The organism is Vitreoscilla sp. C1, from assembly GCF_002951955.2.
Classification (GTDB): Bacteria; Pseudomonadota; Gammaproteobacteria; order Burkholderiales; family Neisseriaceae; genus Vitreoscilla; species Vitreoscilla stercoraria.
On the sequence record NZ_CP019644.2, the window covers coordinates 1285418 to 1304318 of the forward strand.

Sequence of the window (18901 nt, forward strand, 5' to 3'; positions counted from 1 at the left end):
TACAGGACGGCCATTAAGCGTCCTGTAAACTTTATTCATTGTGTTTCAAGGTTCAAACATCATGACTCAAACCATCGCAGTTTTACCCGGTGACGGCATCGGCCCAGAAATCATTGCACAAGCGGTACGTGTCTTAGAAGTTTTCCAACAAAAAGGTTGGGACATTCAGTTTCAATACGCACCTTTAGGCGGTGCAGCTTACGATGAATATGGTGTACCTTATCCAGAATTCACGCAAAACATTTGCCGCCAAGCCGACGCCGTATTGCTAGGTGCGGTAGGTGGTCCACAATATGACAATCTTGACCGCCCTTTGCGTCCTGAACGTGGTTTGTTGGCCATTCGCAAAGATTTGAATTTGTTTGCCAATTTGCGCCCTGCTATTTTGTATCCAGAATTGGCGAATGCTTCGACTTTGAAACCAGAAGTGGTAGCGGGTTTGGACATTTTGATTGTGCGTGAACTCACTGGTGATATTTATTTTGCCGAGCCACGCGGTATCAGCCAATTGGCAGATGGCACGCGCGAAGGCGTGAACACCATGCGTTACCATGAATCTGAAATTCGCCGTATCGGTCATATTGCGTTTCAAGCAGCACAAAAACGCAACAAAAAATTGTGTTCTGTAGACAAAGCCAATGTTTTGGAAACCACAGAATTGTGGAAACAAATCATGAACGAAATTGCAGCCGACTATCCTGACGTTGAATTGAGCCATATGTATGTGGACAATGCGGCAATGCAATTGGTCAAAGCACCCAAACAATTTGATGTGATGGTTACAGGCAACATTTTTGGTGATATCTTGTCTGATGAAGCGTCTATGTTGACAGGCTCTATTGGCATGTTACCATCGGCCTCTTTAAACGAAACAGGCAAAGGTTTGTACGAGCCATCACACGGTTCCGCACCTGATATTGCTGGTCAAAACAAAGCCAACCCATTGGCAACGATTTTGTCAGCGGCGATGATGTTGCGTTACTCGTTCAATCAAGATGGCTTTGCTAATGCAATTGAACAAGCCGTACAAAGCGTCCTGAAACAAGGTTTGCGCACTGGCGACATTTACGAAGATGGCTGCCAATTGGTTAGCTGTTCAGAAATGGGCGATGCAGTGGTGGCAGCTTTACAAAGCATCTGATGATTAAATTTTCTGTCTTCAAGAGGTGGTGGTCACAAAAACGCCACCTCAGCATGGCAAGCTTGCCAACGCACACCACTCAATGCCCTTGCTGTGGCCTTGAGTCGGTGGTGCCTCAAATGTCTCAAGGTGAGTCAGCCAATTGCCCGCAATGCGGGCAATTATTGGTTAAAATCAACCGCAATCCTTATTACCGCGCCCTTGGCTTTTGTCAGTGCGGCATGGATTTTAATGCTTTTGGTCGGCAGCCAAGTGTATTTAAACATGGACATGATAGGCGTGTCCGAGCATCTGTCTGTCATCGATATTTTCCAAAACCTCAAACACCATGAATATGGATTTTTAGCCACTGTCATGTTGCTGCTGGTATTTTTCACGCCCGTTTTATTCATGTCCATGTATATGTACGTGCACATTGCCCTATACCGCCAACACTATCTGCCAGGAACCAATCTTTGCGCGCGTCATATGATACGTTTGCGACCATGGTTAATGGTCGATGTGTTTTTTGTCGCGACCTTAGTTGCCTTAGTCAAAATTGCTGCTGTCAGCGATTTTACAGTGGGTCCTGCCTTTGGCTTTGTATTTGTCTATGCTTTGTTTCTCATTCACATGGGCATCAATATCCATCCTCATTGGCTGTTTTACCAATTGTCACAATTACAACCTGATGCCCAACCTTTGTGCATCAGTCAACACAAACCCAATACTTTGTATTGCACCCGCTGCTTGCACGCTCAAAATCATACTGACAACGAATGCGATGTCTGCGGCGCATTTTTATACCACCGCATTCCCAATAGCATTCAAAAATCTTTGGCCTTGCTGATTACCGCCATGATTTTGTTCATTCCTGCCAATACATTCATCATGATGTCTACTGACAGTTTGCTCAGCAGCGCACAAAGTAATATCTTTGATGGTGTCTTGATTTTGTGGAAAGAAAAAGACCATTTGGTCGCTGTCATTGTGTTTATTGCCAGCATTTTGATTCCAGTGGTCAAAATTTTGATGTTGATGATTTTATTGTACAGTGCCCGCTTTCAGCTTTTATTGCCACCCAAAGTTTTGAACAAAATGTACCACTTTGTCGAATTCATCGGCAGATGGTCTATGATAGATATCTTTGTCATCATTTTGTTGATGGCGGTTTACCGTACGAACATTGCCTCTGTCACCCCTGGTATGGCATCAGTCTATTTTACCTTGGTCATTTTTGCTACTATGTTGTCTGCCGAGGTATTGGATTTGCGTTTAATCTGGGATCGATACCACCAACAACAACGAGCCAAAAAACATGCAAGCCACCGACCCTGATACCTCAACACCGCCACCATCTGAGCCTCCTGTAGCTCAGGTGAGCAAAAGCCGCACTTTATCAATTATTTGGTTGGTACCTATTGCCACATTGATTGTCGCCATCGTCTTGCTCGTTAGCTATTTGCGTAACAATGGTACAGAAGTCACTTTGCATATGCCCAGTGCAGATGGCGTAGAAATCAATAAAACGCCCATCAAAATTTTAAATGTCGAAGTCGGTAAAGTGATTGATGTGCGTTTGAACGATGCTGGCGATGGTGTGTTATTGACCGCTAAAATCAATGGCAATATGCAACACCAATTGCGCTCAGATTCTCTATTTTGGATTGTTAAACCAGAGTTTGACCAACGTGGCATTCGTGGCTTGGGAACCTTGGTTTCTGGTGCGTACATAGGCTTTAAACCAGGTAATGCGGCAGAAATCAAAAATGAGTTCATCATCAGCGATGATCCTCCTAGCGCTGATTTAGGTGAAGGTTTGCATCTAAAATTGAGCAGCACGCGCGCCAAAATGTTGCCTAACGGCGCGCCTGTATTTTATGAAGATTTACAAGTAGGCCAAATTACCCAATCAACGTTTGATACCAAAAATCAGCATGTCCATTATGATATTTTCATTCAAAAAAGCCACCAAGATTTGGTGGGTGATCATGTCAAATTTTGGATTAAATCAGGGGTAAACATCCAAACCAACAGCCAAGGCATACAAATTGATGCGGCCCCTATTGGCTCTATTTTGAGCGGCGCTATTGCCTTCACTCAGCCACTGAGCACTGGTAAAGGTGCTTCAGTCAAAGATGGTCATACCTTTACGTTACACAGCAATATCAGTGATGTGATGGAACCTGCTTCCCCCCGAGCCTTTTATTTGGTCGCTTTTTTTGACCAAAGCATGCGCGGTGTGAGCGCAGGTGCCACAGTGGAATACAAAGGTTTACCCATTGGCGTGATTGAAAAAACCCCGTTTTTTCACAACAATGACCAATTAAATCTACTGGAAAACCGCTATATTCCCGTTCAATTGCGCATTGAACCAAGCGCCATAGAAATGGGCGCCAATCCGATAGAAACCAAACAATGGCAGCAAAAATTTGACCAAGCCATTCGCCAAGGATTGTACGCTACCATCATCAGCAACAATATCGTCACAGGCAATATGTCGATTGAATTAACCGATGAGTTGTCTGCCGATCCAAGTTTGAAACCACAAGACCGTTATGCAGGACTAAGCGTCATTCCTACGCGTGCAGTGGGCTTGAATGCCACAGTGAAAAACTTGAACCGCTTACTGGTCAAATTCAACCATTTGCCATTAGAACAAACAGTGGGTCAATTGAATCAAAATTTAGCCGAATTGCAAAAAACCTTGGGTTCAGTCAACCAATTGCTCAACACCCCCAATACCCAAAGCATCCCCAAAGAACTGAATCAAACTTTGAAGCAATTGCGTGGTACTTTAGAAGGGGTCTCGCCTGACTCACCAGCGTATCGTGATGTCCAAAACACATTACAAAGTTTGGATCGAACCTTGCAAAAATCCAATCCATTATTGAAAAAACTGGGTGAGAAACCAAACTCTTTCATTTTTGACAGCAAATCTGCCGATCCTATTCCGAAAGGACAACCATGAAACTCTGGTTCATCACCGTGTGTTTGGCATTGGCTGTGGGTGCTTGTGCCAGTGCGCCGACCACTCAGTATTACCGTCTGTCCGATACGGCTTACCGCTTGCCAGCCACCCAAAAATCCAATGTGGTTTTGCGGGTGGTGGTAGCTGAACCATTAAAAGGTCAAAATTTGCTCTACCAAACCGATGCACACACGCTGCATTTTGCCAAACAACACTTATGGGCAGAACCTTTAGATATTGCCATACGCAACCAATTGGCCAATGCACTCAACCAACAAAATCGTCCCGTTCGCTTTGTGCCACCAAGTTTGCAAAACAACGACACGCCCGAGTTAACCGTTTACATTGAGCAGTTTCATGGTCGCTTTGATGGGCAGACCCAAATAGAAGGTTACAGTGTCTTCAAACACCAAGGCAAAACCACAGCAGGCTCCAATTTCAGTGTTTTGACGGCGCAACAAGGCGATGGTTATGCTGCCATGATTGACTCATTAAGCACAGGCTTGCAACAAGTGGCCACTCAAATTGCACCTTAAAACTTAATACTCATTATTTAAAGATTTAAAGCGTCCTGTAAATATTTACAGGACGCTTTAAATGAACCATGCACAGCATCATCATGCCATGCCAATCTGTGATTTTTACTTATTCTTTTTCATGGAAAAAGTCATAAGTAACATCATGGAACACATCCGCATAAGGATGGTCATGGTAATTGAGCTCACCCGATGCATTTTCAAATGCAATTTGGATAGATTCCACCACGTCACCTGCCAAATCTTGCGGTAAGCCTTTCAAAATCCCTTTCAAAGCCGTACTCAAGACACGGTTTTCCATGCGCAAGATTTCGATTTGCTCTTCCATATATTCTAAGCGCTGTGTTATTTCATGTGACATTTGATTTTCCTATTTTGATGTACCATTCCAACGCATTTTAACGTGTTTGACACCACCATCGTCAAATACATCGCCAAAAGTTTCAAAACCAAATGCCTCATACCATGTTTGCAAATGAATTTGTGCCGACAAATGCACAGGTAAATTGGGAAATTGACGCTTGGCTGTATCCAAAACCACTTGTAACAACTCGCTGCCCATGCCTTGTGAACGCAATGCTTCGACCAAAGCGATTCTGCCAATTTGCACGTATTCCATGCTCAAGTGTGGCGGCACAATCCGCGTATAGCCAACGAGCTTCGGTCCGTCATACAACATGATGTGCGTGGCATCCAAATCATCGTTGTCAGCATCCAAATACAGGCTTTGCTGCTCCAACATGAACACACGTTGGCGCAATTGCAAAATTTGGTGCAATTGGTATAAATTCAAAGCGATAAAAGGTTCTATGATTAACTCATATTGATTCAACATACACAAACTCCTTCAAACAATGCCCTTAACCTTAATACCATTTGAACGCTTCGTCTAATCAATCCGCACTATCACCATGTTGCGACAAACCACACAGACGCTCGATTTTTATCTGTTCTAACATTCTGACACCTATGCCTTAGCAGGCTCGTGTTATATTCAATCTTCATGAATATTATCTAAAACATACTCAATATACCTTGTATCGACACTTTTAAAAGGCAAGGCTATTTTATTAACACATTGTTTTTATAAGCAAGGCTAAGACACATCATGACAAACATGAGCACACAAGACAAAATCGGCGCTTTATTGGTGGTGGTTTTATGGGGTTTGAATTTTTATTTCATCTATCTAGGCTTACAGGACGCATCGCCTTTATTATTAGGCTGTTTGCGCTTTATCTTTGTCAGCTTTCCCGCAATTTTCTTCATCAAAAAACCCAATATTCCATGGCGTTGGCTCATCACTTATGGTTTGTTAATCAGTTTTGCGCAGTTTACCTTCTTGTTTTGGGCCATAGCCGCAGGCTTACCCACAGGCTTGGCAGCGATTGTCTTGCAATCACAAGCTTTCTTTACCATTATCATTGCTGCCATTATGATGGGCGAAAACGTCAAAGCTTATCAAATCATCGCCATGGTCGTTGCCGCACTGGGCTTGGGTTTGATTGCTTATGGTCAATATCAAGGGCAATTGCCCGTCCTTGCAGTATTTTTAGTGGTTATAGGCGCATTCGCTTGGGCATGTGGCAATATTACGGTCAAACATATTGGCAGTTTAAAACGCTCGGTCAATCCTTTGGCACTGGTCGTTTGGGGCAATTTGATTTGCCCATTGCCATTTTTCATCGGGGCGGTCGCAATAGATGGCTGGGAACAAGTACACGCTCAATTGACCCAATGGAGCGTGAACCGTGTCATTGCTTTGGCGTATTTAAGCTGGGTTGCCAGCATTATTGGCTACGGCTTATGGGGCAAACTCATGAGCAAATACGATGCAGCCAGCATTGCACCATTGTCTTTGTTTGTCCCTGCGGTGGCTTTGGTCGTGGCTTTTTTGGTATTAAACGAGCCTTTGAATCGTTGGCACAGCATTGGTATTGCGGTTTTAGCAGTTGGTTTGTGCATTCATTTGCTTTTACCCAGCTGGATTCAATCTCAAAAAACCAAAATGTGAAGATTTTTTCATTCTAAAATGGGCTGTTTTGACCACACAGTCCATTTTTAACACCCAATTTATACCTGCACAATCACCGTAAAAATCACAAATTCACCCCATTTTTGCATTTCAGGACGCTTAAAAATGCTTTTTTTGCCTGTTTTTTAAAATTTTTTAGACATGAGACTTCTTAAAACAAAAATGAAATGGCTCAAATACTTGATGTTGTGAAACTGCCGCTTATTGCGCAACAGACTGCCATTTACGCTCCATAAATTCAAAAATAATTACAAAAACTGCTTGCCAATATACAAAGTCATCTCTATAATTCGCCTCCGTTGTCGCAGTTAAGCAATCACAAGCACTGACAAGTGATAGCAATGCACCCGTAGCTCAGTTGGATAGAGTATTTGGCTACGAACCAAAGGGTCGGGCGTTCGAATCGCTCCGGGTGCACCAACAAGCTCGCAACCAGATGCGCCCATCGTCTAGCGGTTAGGACACTGCCCTTTCACGGCGGCAACCGGGGTTCGATTCCCCGTGGGCGTACCACAGAATTTCAAAAATTCCAGCCAACAGCTGGTTTTTTTAACCAAGCTTAAATGCACCCGTAGCTCAGTTGGATAGAGTATTTGGCTACGAACCAAAGGGTCGGGCGTTCGAATCGCTCCGGGTGCACCACAGTTTACAATCAATCTTTGATTGATACCGCGCCCATCGTCTAGCGGTTAGGACACTGCCCTTTCACGGCGGCAACCGGGGTTCGATTCCCCGTGGGCGTACCAATACCGAAGCAGGCTTTTACAGCAAGTTTCAAAATAAGTTTTACAGTCAATCTTTGATTGATGCCGCGCCCATCGTCTAGCGGTTAGGACACTGCCCTTTCACGGCGGCAACCGGGGTTCGATTCCCCGTGGGCGTACCAACACCGAAACAGGCTTTTACAGCAAGTTTCAAAACAGGTTTTACAGTCAATCTTTGATTGATGCCGCGCCCATCGTCTAGCGGTTAGGACACTGCCCTTTCACGGCGGCAACCGGGGTTCGATTCCCCGTGGGCGTACCACAGAATTTCAAAAATTCCAGCCAACAGCTGGTTTTTTAACCAAGCTTAAATGCACCCGTAGCTCAGTTGGATAGAGTATTTGGCTACGAACCAAAGGGTCGGGCGTTCGAATCGCTCCGGGTGCACCACAGTTTACAATCAATCTTTGATTGATACCGCGCCCATCGTCTAGCGGTTAGGACACTGCCCTTTCACGGCGGCAACCGGGGTTCGATTCCCCGTGGGCGTACCAACAAAAAAGACCAGCTTTTAAGCTGGTCTTTTTTGTTGTCATGGCAATACATCACATTCATTCAATCTTTCAAAACCGATTCACAACACCATTGTCATACGTTATCTTAGACAAGCACTATCACATCATCATTTTGCATTCAATGCTCTCACTAGGGGAAACACATGTTAAAAAAAATGGGCTTTTTGATGACTTTAATCGGATGTAATGTTTACAGCATGGCAGCAGATCAAACAACTTCTTGGTCTTATCACGGTAACAGTGCGCCCGAATATTGGGGTATTTTGGCACCAGAATATGCCACCTGTAATGGTTACAACCAAACACCTATCAACATTACTGGCAGTATCGATGCCCAATTGCCCAATCTCAATATTGACTATCCATCTCATGCACACACCATCATCAACAATGGTCACACCATCCAAATTGCTTATACTGATGGCAGCAGCATTGAAGTCGATGGCGAACGCTTTGCGCTGAAACAAATGCATTTTCATACCCCAAGCGAAAATCACATCGAAGGCCAATCTTTCCCTATGGAATTGCATTTGGTGCATGCCAACGCTGCAGGTGCTTTGGCGGTGATTGGTGTGATGTTTGAATATGGTCAAGCACATCCTCAATTGAAACAACTGTGGCAAAACATGCCCAAAACCAAGAATCAACCCAAAGTAATCCACACCCCAAACCCGATAACAGCCACCGAATTTTTACCTAAAAAACAAGACTATTATCGTTTTAGTGGCTCTTTGACCACGCCACCTTGTTCAGAAGGTGTGCGTTGGTTGGTGATGAAACAACCGTTGCAAGCTTCAAAAGATCAAATCCAACAATTTGACGAAGTCATGGGCACTCACACCAATCGCCCCTTACAAAATTTAAATGGTCGAATGATTGTTCACTGATGATATGTAATTTGAAACCAATATTAATAGGCGTTCTGTGACTTTACAGGACGCTTTTATGTTAATTTTAATAAAATATTTTCACTTTGATTAAAAATGGGTTTAAAACCGTATCAAACTTGACCCAATACAATCCCATCTTCACAATCTTGGGTACAATAGAAGGTTAAGATACCAATTTCAAATTGTACAGAGAACACCATCATGAATTTTTTGTCACGCCAAGCACCTGCTACGCGCATGCGCCGCATGCGCCGCGATGCTTTTTCACGCCAATTGATGCAAGAAAACACCTTAACTGCCAAAGATTTGATTTTACCAGTCTTCATTTTAGAAGGCAGTAACATCGAGCAAGACATCAGCGCGATGCTAGGGGTCAAACGCCAAAGCTTGGACAAATTGTTTGCCACTTGTGAGCGTTGCGTTGAACTGGGCATTCCATTGATTGATTTGTTTCCTGCCGACTTAAGCGGCAAAAGCCTGATGGCAGAAGAAGCTTACAATCCTGATGGTTTGGTGCCACGAGCGGTGCGTGAAATTCGCCAGCGTTTTCCACAATTGGGCGTGATGACCGACATTGCCTTAGACCCATACACCACGCATGGACAAGACGGGATTATTGACGATACCGGCTATGTTTTAAATGACATCACCATTGAAGTATTAATCAAACAAGCTTTGTGCCACGCCGAAGCAGGCGTACACATCATCTCACCTTCGGACATGATGGACGGTCGTATTGCGGCACTGCGTGAAGCTTTGGAAGCCAACGGCCATGATTTGGTGCGCATCATGTCTTATTCTGCCAAATACGCCTCTTGTTTTTATGGCCCCTTCCGTGAAGCAGTGGGTTCTGCTGGCAGCTTGGGCAAAGCCGACAAAAAAACCTACCAAATGGATCCTGCCAACAGCAACGAAGCGTTGCACGAAGTGGCTTTGGACATCCAAGAAGGTGCAGACATGGTAATGATTAAACCGGGTATGCCATATTTGGACATAATTCGCCGTGTCAAAGACGAGTTTGCCGTACCTACATTCGCCTATCAAGTATCAGGCGAATATGCAATGTTACAGGGAGCCATTCAAAACGGTTGGTTAGAGCGTGACCAAGCGATTTTAGAAAGCTTGATGGCTTTCAAACGCGCGGGTGCCGATGGCATTTTGACGTATTACGCCATTGAAGCAGCGCAATTGCTACAACAATCAGCCTAATCATGGTTCATCTTGGGCTGTCATGCAGCCCAAGAATATCAATAAAGACAATATCATGACACTCAAACCTTTATGGCAACTCGGTTTCAGCACAGCCATCATGATGGCAATCTCTGCGTGTTCCCAAGAGCCTGCCCCCGCTTCTGTCGCCATTCCGCCGACACCTGCCTCCATACCACACACCAACCACACCATGGCAAGCTCACCTGAAGCTGCATCCACACCAACGTCCCATACCAGCCAAAACGATTGTGAAATTGCTTTAAATGGCACCGATGCGATGCAGTTTAGCCTCAAACAAATCGAAATTCCTGCGCATTGCACGCAAGCGACCATACATTTGAGCCATACAGGCAAGTTACCCAAAACTGCCATGGGTCACAATGTCGTGATTACCAGCCAAGCCCATTTACGTGGTGTATTGTCCGATGGTTTGCAAGCGGGCAAAGAGCATGAGTTTGTAAAGCCAAACGATGAGCGTGTATTGGCGCACAGCAAATTGCTTGGCGGCGGCGAGTCAGACAGCATCACTTTTGACACTGCGCTACTGAAAACCGAACCTTATGTGTTTGTGTGTAGCTTCCCCGGCCATAGCGGTCCGATGCGTGGCACAATTGTCATCCAATAAAAATAAGCGTCCTGTAAACATTTACAGGACGCTTGTTGTACATACCCATTCACATCACACTATTTACCACCACATATGGCTTAATTGATTGCTGATGTGGGCAATCTCCACAAAAGCCTCACGAGCGACTTTGCCTTCGTGATTGTGCAAAACGGTATCCCCTCGCACCAACAGCAAAGCCTGTTTGGTCGGTTCATAGACAAATTGCCACTGTGTATCGCCACAATCATGCGGCTTACAAAAAGTACCCGTAAAAACAGTCGGGCCACCTGTTAAGATGGGTTTCACTGGCGTCGTCACCATGCCACCACCATTAAAACCTTCTACCACCCAATCTTCTAACTGACCATGGTTGCCCAAAACTTCCAAAATATTCAATTTCAAAGCAGGTGTAGATTGTAAAACCTCAGGCAAATACGGCGCACCAAGATGTTGATTCAAATTGGGATTCCAAGTATTTTGCGCTTGCGCAACCAACGCCACTGTACCCAATACCCAACCACAACACCACTTGATTGCTTGCATGATTTATTCCTCATTATATAAAACCACAAAAAAGCGTCCTGTAACCTTACAGGACGCTTAATTTATACCATCAAATTCATGACGATGTATTGATATTAGCCATAACGTTTTTGGAATTCGCCCATGAATTCAATCAACGCTTCCACGCCTTGCAACGGCATGGCATTGTAAATGGAAGCACGCATTCCGCCCATAGTCTTATAACCTTTGAGCAAACGCAAACCGCGCGTGGTCGATTCTTGTGCAAACAATTTATCCAATTCAGGCGTTGGTGCGTGGAAAATCACGTTCATTTGCGAACGTGCACGCGCTGCGACTTTGTTGGTATAAAAACCGCCACTGCCATCAATCGCTTCATACAATTTGCGGGCTTTCAAAGCATTGATGGTTTGCACCGCCGACACACCGCCTTGCGATTGCAACCAACGGAATACCAAGCCAGAAATGTAAATTGGATAAGTTGCAGGTGTGTTGTACATGCCTTGACGCTCGACGTGTGACTTGTAATTCCACACATCAGGAATGCGGTCTGAACAACGCTCTAACAAATCCTCACGAATGATAACTATCGTTGCGCCTGATGGACCAATATTTTTTTGCGCACCAGCGTAAATCAAACCAAAATCAGAGACATTGATAGGACGTGACAAAATTTCACTCGACATGTCACACACCAATGGCGGCATTTGATTGGCAAACGGCTTAGGCACATCACGGTATTGCAAACCATGTACGGTTTCATTGATGACGTAATGCACAAAAGCCGAATCAGGGCTGATATCCCAGCTTTCAGGGTCAGGCAAATCGGTATAATCGTATAGCTCACCACCATGAGCGGCCAAATGGATTTTGGCATCGGACAATTTACCCATTTGATTGTGGGCAATGCGGCTCCAATTGCCTGTGACCACAGAGTCCACACGCTTGAAACCATTGGCCAAATTCATCACAGCCATATTGAATTGCGAACTGGCACCGCCTTGCATGAACAAGACTTTGTAATTGTTTGGAATGTTCATCAACTGACGCAAATCTTGCTCAGCATGGTACATAATGCTCATGAACACATCTGAACGATGGCTCATGGTCATGACTGAAAAGCCAGTACCATTGTAATCAAACATTTCCGACTGCGCTTGGCGCAAGACAGAATCGGGTAAAACTGCAGGACCTGCTGAAAAATTGTAAATGGGCATGCTCATGGTGAATCGGCCTTTCGGCGGGAATTTGCAAATAAAACGGCGTTGCCTTCTTAAACCCTTGCAACGTCACACTGTTGTGACCCCTTTTTGCCGCGCAAACATTATGAGATTAACAATGTTGACAACAAATGTTTTCAATCGTTTCAAACTTTAGAGGGGCTTGTTCCGATTTTAGTGCGTTGCAACACCTGAGGCAAGTCATAGTTGTTACCTGTTTCGTGCCATAAATGTCTTATAAACAAGCTTAATGCTTTCTTTTCCCACTCAAAGCGAGTAAAATCCAACTTGTTTTTCAATTACGAGAAATGGGCACTTGCCCATTTTTTTATTTGCGGGAGCCAAATGGACGTCCAAACCATATTAGACAAGACCTTACCTGGTTTAGGTTATGAGTTGGTTGATTTCGAATTAACCGCCCAAGGGGATTTGCGTGTTTTCATCGATAGCCCAACTGGCATTACTGTGGAAGACTGTGCCACAGTAAGCAACCACTTAAGCCGTGTGTTTTTGGTAGAAGACATTGATTACAAGCGCTTGGAAATTTCTAGCCCAGGCTTAGATCGCCCTTTGAAAAAAGCAGCAGATTTTGCTCGCTTTAACGGTCATATGACCAAATTAAAAACCCGCTTGCCAGTGGATGGCCAAAAAAACTTTTTGGGTCGCATTGTTGCCAGTGATGAAGAAAATGTGACTTTGGCCTTTGATGGCAAAGAAGCCACCATCGCCATTAACAACATTGACAAAGCGCGTTTGAAGCCAGAATTCTGATCCATCGGAAAACACGTTTGGAGAAACCATAATTATGAGTCGTGAAATTTTAACCTTGGTTGATGCCTTGGCAAGTGAAAAAAATGTAGACCGTGAAATTGTATTCGGCGCATTGGAATTTGCTTTGGCAACAGCTGCTAAAAAGAAGTTTGATCAAGAACACATTGAAGTTCGCACTGAAATCAATCGTGAAAACGGTGAATACCAAAATTACCGTCGTTGGTTGGTAGTCAAAGACGAAGACTATACTTACCCTGATGTTGAAGTGACTGAAGAAGAGTTAGAAGAAAAATTCCCTAACGACGCTAGCAAGCACTTACCAGCAGGCGAATATTACGAAGAAAAAATTGAAAATGTAGAATTCGGTCGCATTGGTGCGCAAACAGCCAAACAAGTTATTTTGCAACGCATCCGTGATGCCGAACGCGAGCAAATTTTAAACGAGTTTTTACAACGTCGTGAAAACTTGGTTTATGGCACAGTCAAACGTGTGGAACGCCATGGCGCGGTAATTGAAATTGGTCGCTTAGAAGCATTATTGCCACGCGATCAAATGATTCCAAAAGAAACATTGCGTTCAGGCGACCGTGTACGTGCTTACTTGAAAGAAGTCGTACAACAAGGTACCCGTCCTGTAGTGATGTTGACCCGTACTTCAGGCGAATTTTTGCGCAAACTGTTTGAAATTGAAGTTCCTGAAATCGAAAACGATTTATTGGAAATCAAAGAAGTCGCTCGTGACCCAGGCTTTCGCGCGAAGATTGCAGTAAAATCCAATGATCCTCGCATTGACCCACAAGGCACTTGTATCGGTGTGCGTGGTTCACGTGTGAATGCGGTGACCAATGAATTGGCGGGTGAACGCATCGACGTGGTGTTGTGGTCTCCTGACACAGCACAATTCATCATCAATGCATTGTCGCCTGCCGAAGTCACACGCATTGTGATTGATGAAGACCGTCACACAGTAGATGTTGTGGTCGCAGAAGATCAGTTGGCTTTGGCCATTGGTCGCGGTGGCCAAAACGTGCGCTTGGCAGCTGAATTGACCGGTTGGAGCCTCAATATTATGACGGTAGCCGAAGCCGATGAGCGCCACCAAGAACAAGATGCTCAAGTACGTGCTTTGTTCGAACAACATTTGAACATCCAAAGCGATGTGGCTGAAATCTTGGTACAAGAAGGTTTTGTGACTTTGGAAGAGGTAGCATACGTACCCGTTAGCGAAATGTTGGCCATTGAAGGCTTTGATGAAGAATTGGTCAGCCAATTGCGTAATCGTGCACGCGATGCCATTTTGACTTTGGCAATCGAGTCTGAAGAGCAATTGGAAAAAATGGATGAAGACTTAAAATCATTGGCTGGTGTGGATCAAGAAATGTTACGCGATTTGGCTCAAAGCGGCATCACCACTCGTGATGACTTGGCTGAATTGTCGATTGATGAATTGATTGAAATCACTGGTGTAAGTGCTGAAGCGGCCAAAACCATTATTTTGGATGCAAGATCGCACTGGTTTACTGAAGAAGGAGGTGCGAATGAGTAATAATACAGTACAACAATTTGCTTCAGAAATGAAAATGGCGGAAACACGCCTGCTAGAACAATTGCGTGCCGCAGGTGTGAACAAACAATCAGCTTCTGATGAATTGAGTTCTGACGACAAGCAAAAATTATTGGCTTATTTAAAGCAATCGCATGGTAACGAAGCTGAAAACAGCCAAATTACAGTCAGCCGCAAACAAACCAGTTCAGTGAAAACAGCTGGTCGTACGGTTGAAGTACAAACGCGTAAAAGTCGCAGCATTCAAATTGAAGTGCCTGTGACTGCAGCTGAAGAAACAGCTGAAATAACTGCACCTGCACCTCCTGCATCTATTGTCGCTGAAACAGTACAAGCAACGCCTGTAACTGAAATGCCTCAAGACGATGCTGAAAGCATTCGTGCTGCTAAAAAAGCACAAGCAGAAGCGGAAAAAGAGCGTATTTCTCGCTCTAAAAACAAACCTGCTCCTGCGCCAACTAAAAAAGAAGAAGCACCAGAAGCCCAACCCGTAGAAACAGCTGCGCCAGCACCTGTTGCTGAGGTTCCAGAGGCTCCTGTTGTTGTCACTCCGGAGCCAGCACCGCAAGTGGTAACTAAAGCGCCAACACCTGTTGCCGCTGTTGCCCAAGAAACGGTTGCTAAAACTCCCGTCAAAAACGAAGCCAAACAGGAAAAACCAAAAGAAGTGTCTAATCAACCAGCCAAGCCAGCTGCTACACCAGCACCAGCAGCACCGAAAGCGCCTATTTCTATCATTTCTGCAGAAGAGCAAGCGACGCGTGATGCCGAAGTCAAACGTGCAGAAGCCTTAAGAGCGCACCAAGAAGCCTTATTGCGTGAAAAACAAGAGCGTCAAGCACGTCGTGAAGCTGCTAAAAAACAAGCTTTAGCAGATGCTTTGGCTCAAAAACAGCAAAAAGAAAACCGCTCAGCCTCTCCTTCTGCGAAAAAAGCAGAAGAAACGGCAGCCAAAGCACAAAACGCGCAAAAATCCACAGCCAAACCTGCTGATAAAACAGCGGCAGCAACACCTAATGCAGCAGCAAAGCCTGAGAAAAAAGCCAATACCGATCGTCCAGCGCGTACCACTCAGCCTCAAAATGAAGACAATCGTGGTGGCAAGCCTAAGTCTAAGTTAAAAGGTCGCAGCGAAAGTAGCAATCAACGTGACGATAGCAAATGGCGCTCAGGTAAAAAAGGCAGAAAAGGTGGTCGTCATCAAGTAGACATCGACAACCAACACACTTTCCAAGCCCCTACTGAACCTGTGGTACATGAAGTATTGGTTCCTGAAACCATTACCGTCGCTGATTTGGCACACAAAATGGCTGTTAAAGCCGTTGAGGTGATCAAAACATTGATGAAAATGGGCTCTATGGTCACCATTAACCAAGTGTTAGACCAAGAAACTGCCATCATTTTAGTAGAAGAAATGGGTCATATTGCCAAAGCAGCACAACCTGATGATCCAGATGCATTCTTGTTAGACGGCGAAGAAGCAGCACAAGCGGAATTGTTACCTCGTGCGCCAGTTGTTACCGTTATGGGTCACGTTGACCATGGTAAAACCTCTTTGTTGGATTCGATTCGCAAAGCCAAAGTGGTTGCAGGCGAAGCCGGTGGTATTACTCAGCACATCGGTGCTTACCACGTAGAAACCCCACGCGGCATGGTGACTTTCTTAGACACTCCAGGTCACGAAGCGTTTACCGCCATGCGTGCTCGTGGTGCCAAAGCCACTGACATCGTTATTTTGGTAGTTGCAGCCGACGATGGCGTGATGCCACAAACGATTGAAGCAATCAACCATGCCAAAGCAGCAGGCGTGCCTATGGTGGTTGCAGTGAACAAGATTGACAAAGATTCAGCCAATCCTGAAAAAATCCGTCAAGAGTTGAGCATTCACGGTGTGAACCCAGACATTTGGGGCGGTGATACTCAATTTATCGATATCTCAGCGAAAAAAGGCATCAACATTGATGGCTTATTAGAAGCTGTCTTGTTGGAAGCAGAAGTATTGGAGTTGACTGCAGCGATTGAAGCACCGGCTAAGGGCATCATCGTTGAAGCACGTTTGGACAAAGGTCGCGGTGCAGTAGCCATCTTATTGGTTCAATCTGGTACTTTGCGCAAAGGTGACATGTTATTGGCTGGCTCTGTGTTCGGTAAAATCCGCGCGATGACCGACGAAGACGGCAAAACCATTACTGAAGCAGGTCCTTCTATCCCAGTAGAAATCTTAGGTTTGTCTGACGTACCAAATGCGGGTGAAGATGCGTTGGTATTGGCTGATGAGAAAAAAGCACGTGAAATCGCTTTGTTCCGTCAAGGTAAATACCGCGATGTACGTTTGGCCAAACAACAAGCAGCCAAAATGGAAAACTTGTTTGCCAATATGGGCGAAGGCGAAGTACAGAAATTGTCTGTCATCATCAAAGCCGATGTTCAAGGTTCTTACGAAGCTTTGGCTGGCAGCTTGCGCAAATTGTCTAACGGTGAAGTTCAAGTAGACGTCTTGCACAGCGGTGTAGGTGGCATCAATGAATCTGACGTGAACTTGGCCATTGCATCTAACGCAACCATTATCGGCTTTAATACCCGTGCGGATGCGGCAGCGCGCAAATTGGCTGAGAGCGAAGGCATTGACATTCGCTACTACAACATCATTTACGATGCGATTGATGATGTGAAAGCAGCGATGAGCGGCATGTTGGCACCTGAGAAGAAAGAACAAATCTTGGGTACTGCTGAGATTCGCCAAGTCATTAGCGTGTCTAAAGTGGGCAATATTGCCGGCTGTATGGTGACCGATGGCGTGGTGAAACGCGATGCACAAGTCCGTTTAATCCGCAACAACGTTGTGGTTCACACTGGCGCGTTAGACTCTTTGAAACGCTTCAAAGACGACGTCAAAGAAGTGAAACAAGGTTACGAATGTGGCTTGATGTTGAAAGCTTACAACGAGATTATCGAAGGCGATACTTTGGAATTCTTCGAAATCATCGAAGTCGCTCGTAGCTTGTAATTTAAGACACAGCGTCATGTAACAAAAAGCTGTCTGGACGCTTGGCATTCAGGCAGCTTTTACTTTAGGAAAAAACATGAAAAAACAACAACGTGGTTATGCCCGCCAAGATCGGGTACAAGAACAAATCATGCGTGAGTTGGCGGAATTGACCCGTACAGGTTTAAAAGACCCACGTGCAGGTTTCATTACCATCACCGAAGTCGAGTTAACCCGCGATTACAGCCACGCCACTATTTGGTGGACAGTGATGAACAGCAGCACTCGCGAAGTAACGGCAGAAGCTTTGGACAATGCACGCGGTCATTTGCGTTCAGAATTGGCCAAACGCATCAAAGTATTCAAAACGCCTGAATTGCATTTTGAATACGATGAATCACTAGAGCGCGGTATGAGTATTTCTAGCTTGATTGACCAAGCCAACAGTGAAAAACCTGTACAAGACTAAAATGGTGATGGCAGTCATCTAAACCAGTTTTCAATATTTACAGGCCGCTTATATTGCATAAGCGGCCTGTAAACATCAACACAAATAAAAAAACTATCGTTTGCGGTAGACTTGCCAATGGGTTTTCAATTCTCGCATCAACAAATATTCCTCAGCTTTTAAGTCTGCCAATTTAATCCACAAAATGGCATCGCTTGATTTTTCATCCAATTGCGGGTAGACCGAAATGGCAATATCAGGAATATAAGAATCATCTCTAGCGTATTATTTGCCTACGCGTATATCCACAATGTGTTCCCATCTGACCGACCTTCTTTTGTATTTGACGCCTCGCTCATTCAATACCAATAGAGGCTTATTGTTACCAGCCAAAGTCAACACTCGCAACGTCCAACTGACAATGGCGGCTGAAACAGGCAGCAAAATAAACAACGCCATAAAAATCATTGCCCCAAGACTGTATTGGCCTTGCACCAATATCGTCCACAGCCAATGTGCCCAAACATACAACACCACACAAAATAAAAACACCGCAAATGGCAGTTGTATCCAAGCCGAAGTACTTCGACTGTAATATTTAATCGGCAAGGTTTTGTTCACCGTGTAAGGCATACTCAGCTCCTATTTATCGGCCATCTGCAACCAGTCATCAAGCAGCATCAAAAAATGAATCCGCAATGCGCCAAGCTTTGAAAGCTTGACTTTTATCCTAAGGCATC

At 44.8% G+C, this 18901-nt stretch carries 18 protein-coding genes and 8 tRNA genes; 20 read left to right on the forward strand and 6 right to left on the reverse strand.

Annotated elements, in window-relative coordinates:
- Nucleotides 1–61 precede the first annotated feature (61 nt).
- The 4 genes from leuB to ADP71_RS06215 all read left to right on the forward strand — a co-directional run bounded on the left by leuB (nucleotide 62) and on the right by ADP71_RS06215 (nucleotide 4627).
- Entirely contained in the window at nucleotides 62–1141 is a 1080-nt protein-coding gene (leuB, locus tag ADP71_RS06200; protein WP_026353625.1) for a 3-isopropylmalate dehydrogenase, read from the forward strand.
- Between the two features lie 129 nt (nucleotides 1142–1270).
- On the forward strand, nucleotides 1271–2458 hold the full coding sequence (locus ADP71_RS06205) for a paraquat-inducible protein A (protein WP_104931752.1): 1188 nt from the start codon (nucleotides 1271–1273) through the stop codon (nucleotides 2456–2458).
- On the forward strand, nucleotides 2439–4091 hold the full coding sequence (locus ADP71_RS06210; protein WP_171460991.1) for a PqiB family protein: 1653 nt from the start codon (nucleotides 2439–2441) through the stop codon (nucleotides 4089–4091). The genes ADP71_RS06205 and ADP71_RS06210 overlap by 20 nt, the downstream gene beginning before the upstream one ends.
- A complete protein-coding gene (locus ADP71_RS06215; RefSeq protein ID WP_104931755.1) occupies nucleotides 4088–4627 on the forward strand; it encodes a PqiC family protein in 540 nt (179 codons plus the stop codon). The genes ADP71_RS06210 and ADP71_RS06215 overlap by 4 nt, the downstream gene beginning before the upstream one ends.
- A 109-nt stretch (nucleotides 4628–4736) precedes the next feature.
- Here the strand turns inward: ADP71_RS06215 and ADP71_RS06220 are convergent, their stop codons facing one another.
- Both ADP71_RS06220 and ADP71_RS06225 read right to left on the reverse strand, forming a co-directional pair.
- The gene (locus tag ADP71_RS06220; RefSeq protein ID WP_019958860.1) at nucleotides 4737–4988 is read right to left on the reverse strand and encodes an NGO1151 family protein; all 252 of its coding nucleotides are present in this window, start codon (nucleotides 4986–4988) and stop codon (nucleotides 4737–4739) included.
- A gap of 9 nt (nucleotides 4989–4997) precedes the next feature.
- On the reverse strand, nucleotides 4998–5462 hold the full coding sequence (locus ADP71_RS06225; protein WP_104931756.1) for a GNAT family N-acetyltransferase: 465 nt from the start codon (nucleotides 5460–5462) through the stop codon (nucleotides 4998–5000).
- Between the two features lie 282 nt (nucleotides 5463–5744).
- On the opposite strand from ADP71_RS06225, the gene ADP71_RS06230 reads away from it, so the two are divergent.
- The 11 genes from ADP71_RS06230 (at nucleotide 5745) to hemB (ending at nucleotide 10040) form a co-directional block, all read left to right on the forward strand.
- Complete coding sequence (locus ADP71_RS06230) at nucleotides 5745–6641, forward strand: EamA family transporter (protein ID WP_019958862.1); 897 nt, start codon at nucleotides 5745–5747, stop codon at nucleotides 6639–6641.
- A 364-nt stretch (nucleotides 6642–7005) separates the two neighbouring features.
- A tRNA-Arg gene (locus ADP71_RS06235) sits at nucleotides 7006–7082 on the forward strand.
- Between the two features lie 18 nt (nucleotides 7083–7100).
- Nucleotides 7101–7175: transfer RNA gene (locus tag ADP71_RS06240), tRNA-Glu, on the forward strand.
- A gap of 52 nt (nucleotides 7176–7227) precedes the next feature.
- Nucleotides 7228–7304 (forward strand) — tRNA-Arg (locus tag ADP71_RS06245).
- A 29-nt stretch (nucleotides 7305–7333) separates the two neighbouring features.
- Nucleotides 7334–7408: transfer RNA gene (locus ADP71_RS06250), tRNA-Glu, on the forward strand.
- A gap of 65 nt (nucleotides 7409–7473) precedes the next feature.
- Nucleotides 7474–7548 (forward strand) — tRNA-Glu (locus ADP71_RS06255).
- A 65-nt stretch (nucleotides 7549–7613) separates the two neighbouring features.
- Nucleotides 7614–7688 (forward strand) — tRNA-Glu (locus tag ADP71_RS06260).
- A 51-nt stretch (nucleotides 7689–7739) separates the two neighbouring features.
- Nucleotides 7740–7816 (forward strand) — tRNA-Arg (locus ADP71_RS06265).
- Between the two features lie 29 nt (nucleotides 7817–7845).
- Nucleotides 7846–7920, forward strand: a tRNA-Glu gene (locus ADP71_RS06270).
- A gap of 164 nt (nucleotides 7921–8084) precedes the next feature.
- Complete coding sequence (locus tag ADP71_RS06275) at nucleotides 8085–8828, forward strand: carbonic anhydrase (protein ID WP_171460992.1); 744 nt, start codon at nucleotides 8085–8087, stop codon at nucleotides 8826–8828.
- A 204-nt stretch (nucleotides 8829–9032) separates the two neighbouring features.
- Nucleotides 9033–10040, forward strand: a complete 1008-nt coding sequence (hemB, locus tag ADP71_RS06280; RefSeq protein ID WP_171460993.1) for a porphobilinogen synthase — start codon at nucleotides 9033–9035, stop codon at nucleotides 10038–10040.
- Here the strand turns inward: hemB and ADP71_RS06285 are convergent, their stop codons facing one another.
- Nucleotides 10041–10235, reverse strand: a complete 195-nt coding sequence (locus ADP71_RS06285; protein ID WP_026353628.1) for a hypothetical protein — start codon at nucleotides 10233–10235, stop codon at nucleotides 10041–10043. It lies immediately after the preceding gene.
- Between ADP71_RS06285 and azu the strand changes: the two genes are divergently transcribed.
- The gene (gene azu, locus ADP71_RS06290) at nucleotides 10234–10668 is read left to right on the forward strand and encodes an azurin (protein ID WP_040755856.1); all 435 of its coding nucleotides are present in this window, start codon (nucleotides 10234–10236) and stop codon (nucleotides 10666–10668) included. The two genes, ADP71_RS06285 and azu, sit on opposite strands and share 2 nt — an antisense overlap.
- A gap of 63 nt (nucleotides 10669–10731) precedes the next feature.
- Here azu and ADP71_RS06295 read toward each other — a convergent pair whose 3' ends face one another.
- Complete coding sequence (locus ADP71_RS06295; protein WP_019958868.1) at nucleotides 10732–11193, reverse strand: Ivy family c-type lysozyme inhibitor; 462 nt, start codon at nucleotides 11191–11193, stop codon at nucleotides 10732–10734.
- A gap of 95 nt (nucleotides 11194–11288) precedes the next feature.
- Nucleotides 11289–12395, reverse strand: coding sequence for a phosphoserine transaminase (gene serC / locus ADP71_RS06300; RefSeq protein ID WP_019958869.1), 1107 nt, complete (start codon nucleotides 12393–12395; stop codon nucleotides 11289–11291).
- A 342-nt stretch (nucleotides 12396–12737) separates the two neighbouring features.
- On the opposite strand from serC, the gene rimP reads away from it, so the two are divergent.
- From rimP to rbfA, 4 genes are all read left to right on the forward strand, one after another.
- Nucleotides 12738–13163, forward strand: a complete 426-nt coding sequence (gene rimP, locus ADP71_RS06305) for a ribosome maturation factor RimP (RefSeq protein ID WP_019958870.1) — start codon at nucleotides 12738–12740, stop codon at nucleotides 13161–13163.
- Nucleotides 13164–13197: 34 nt separating this feature from the next.
- Entirely contained in the window at nucleotides 13198–14709 is a 1512-nt protein-coding gene (nusA, locus tag ADP71_RS06310) for a transcription termination factor NusA (RefSeq protein WP_171460994.1), read from the forward strand.
- A complete protein-coding gene (infB, locus tag ADP71_RS06315; protein WP_171460995.1) occupies nucleotides 14702–17734 on the forward strand; it encodes a translation initiation factor IF-2 in 3033 nt (1010 codons plus the stop codon). Before nusA ends, infB begins: the two co-directional genes overlap by 8 nt.
- 76 nt (nucleotides 17735–17810) lie before the next feature.
- A complete protein-coding gene (rbfA, locus tag ADP71_RS06320) occupies nucleotides 17811–18182 on the forward strand; it encodes a 30S ribosome-binding factor RbfA (RefSeq protein ID WP_019958873.1) in 372 nt (123 codons plus the stop codon).
- Between the two features lie 264 nt (nucleotides 18183–18446).
- Here rbfA and ADP71_RS06325 read toward each other — a convergent pair whose 3' ends face one another.
- On the reverse strand, nucleotides 18447–18794 hold the full coding sequence (locus tag ADP71_RS06325; RefSeq protein WP_019958875.1) for a hypothetical protein: 348 nt from the start codon (nucleotides 18792–18794) through the stop codon (nucleotides 18447–18449).
- Between the last annotated feature and the right edge of the window lie 107 nt (nucleotides 18795–18901).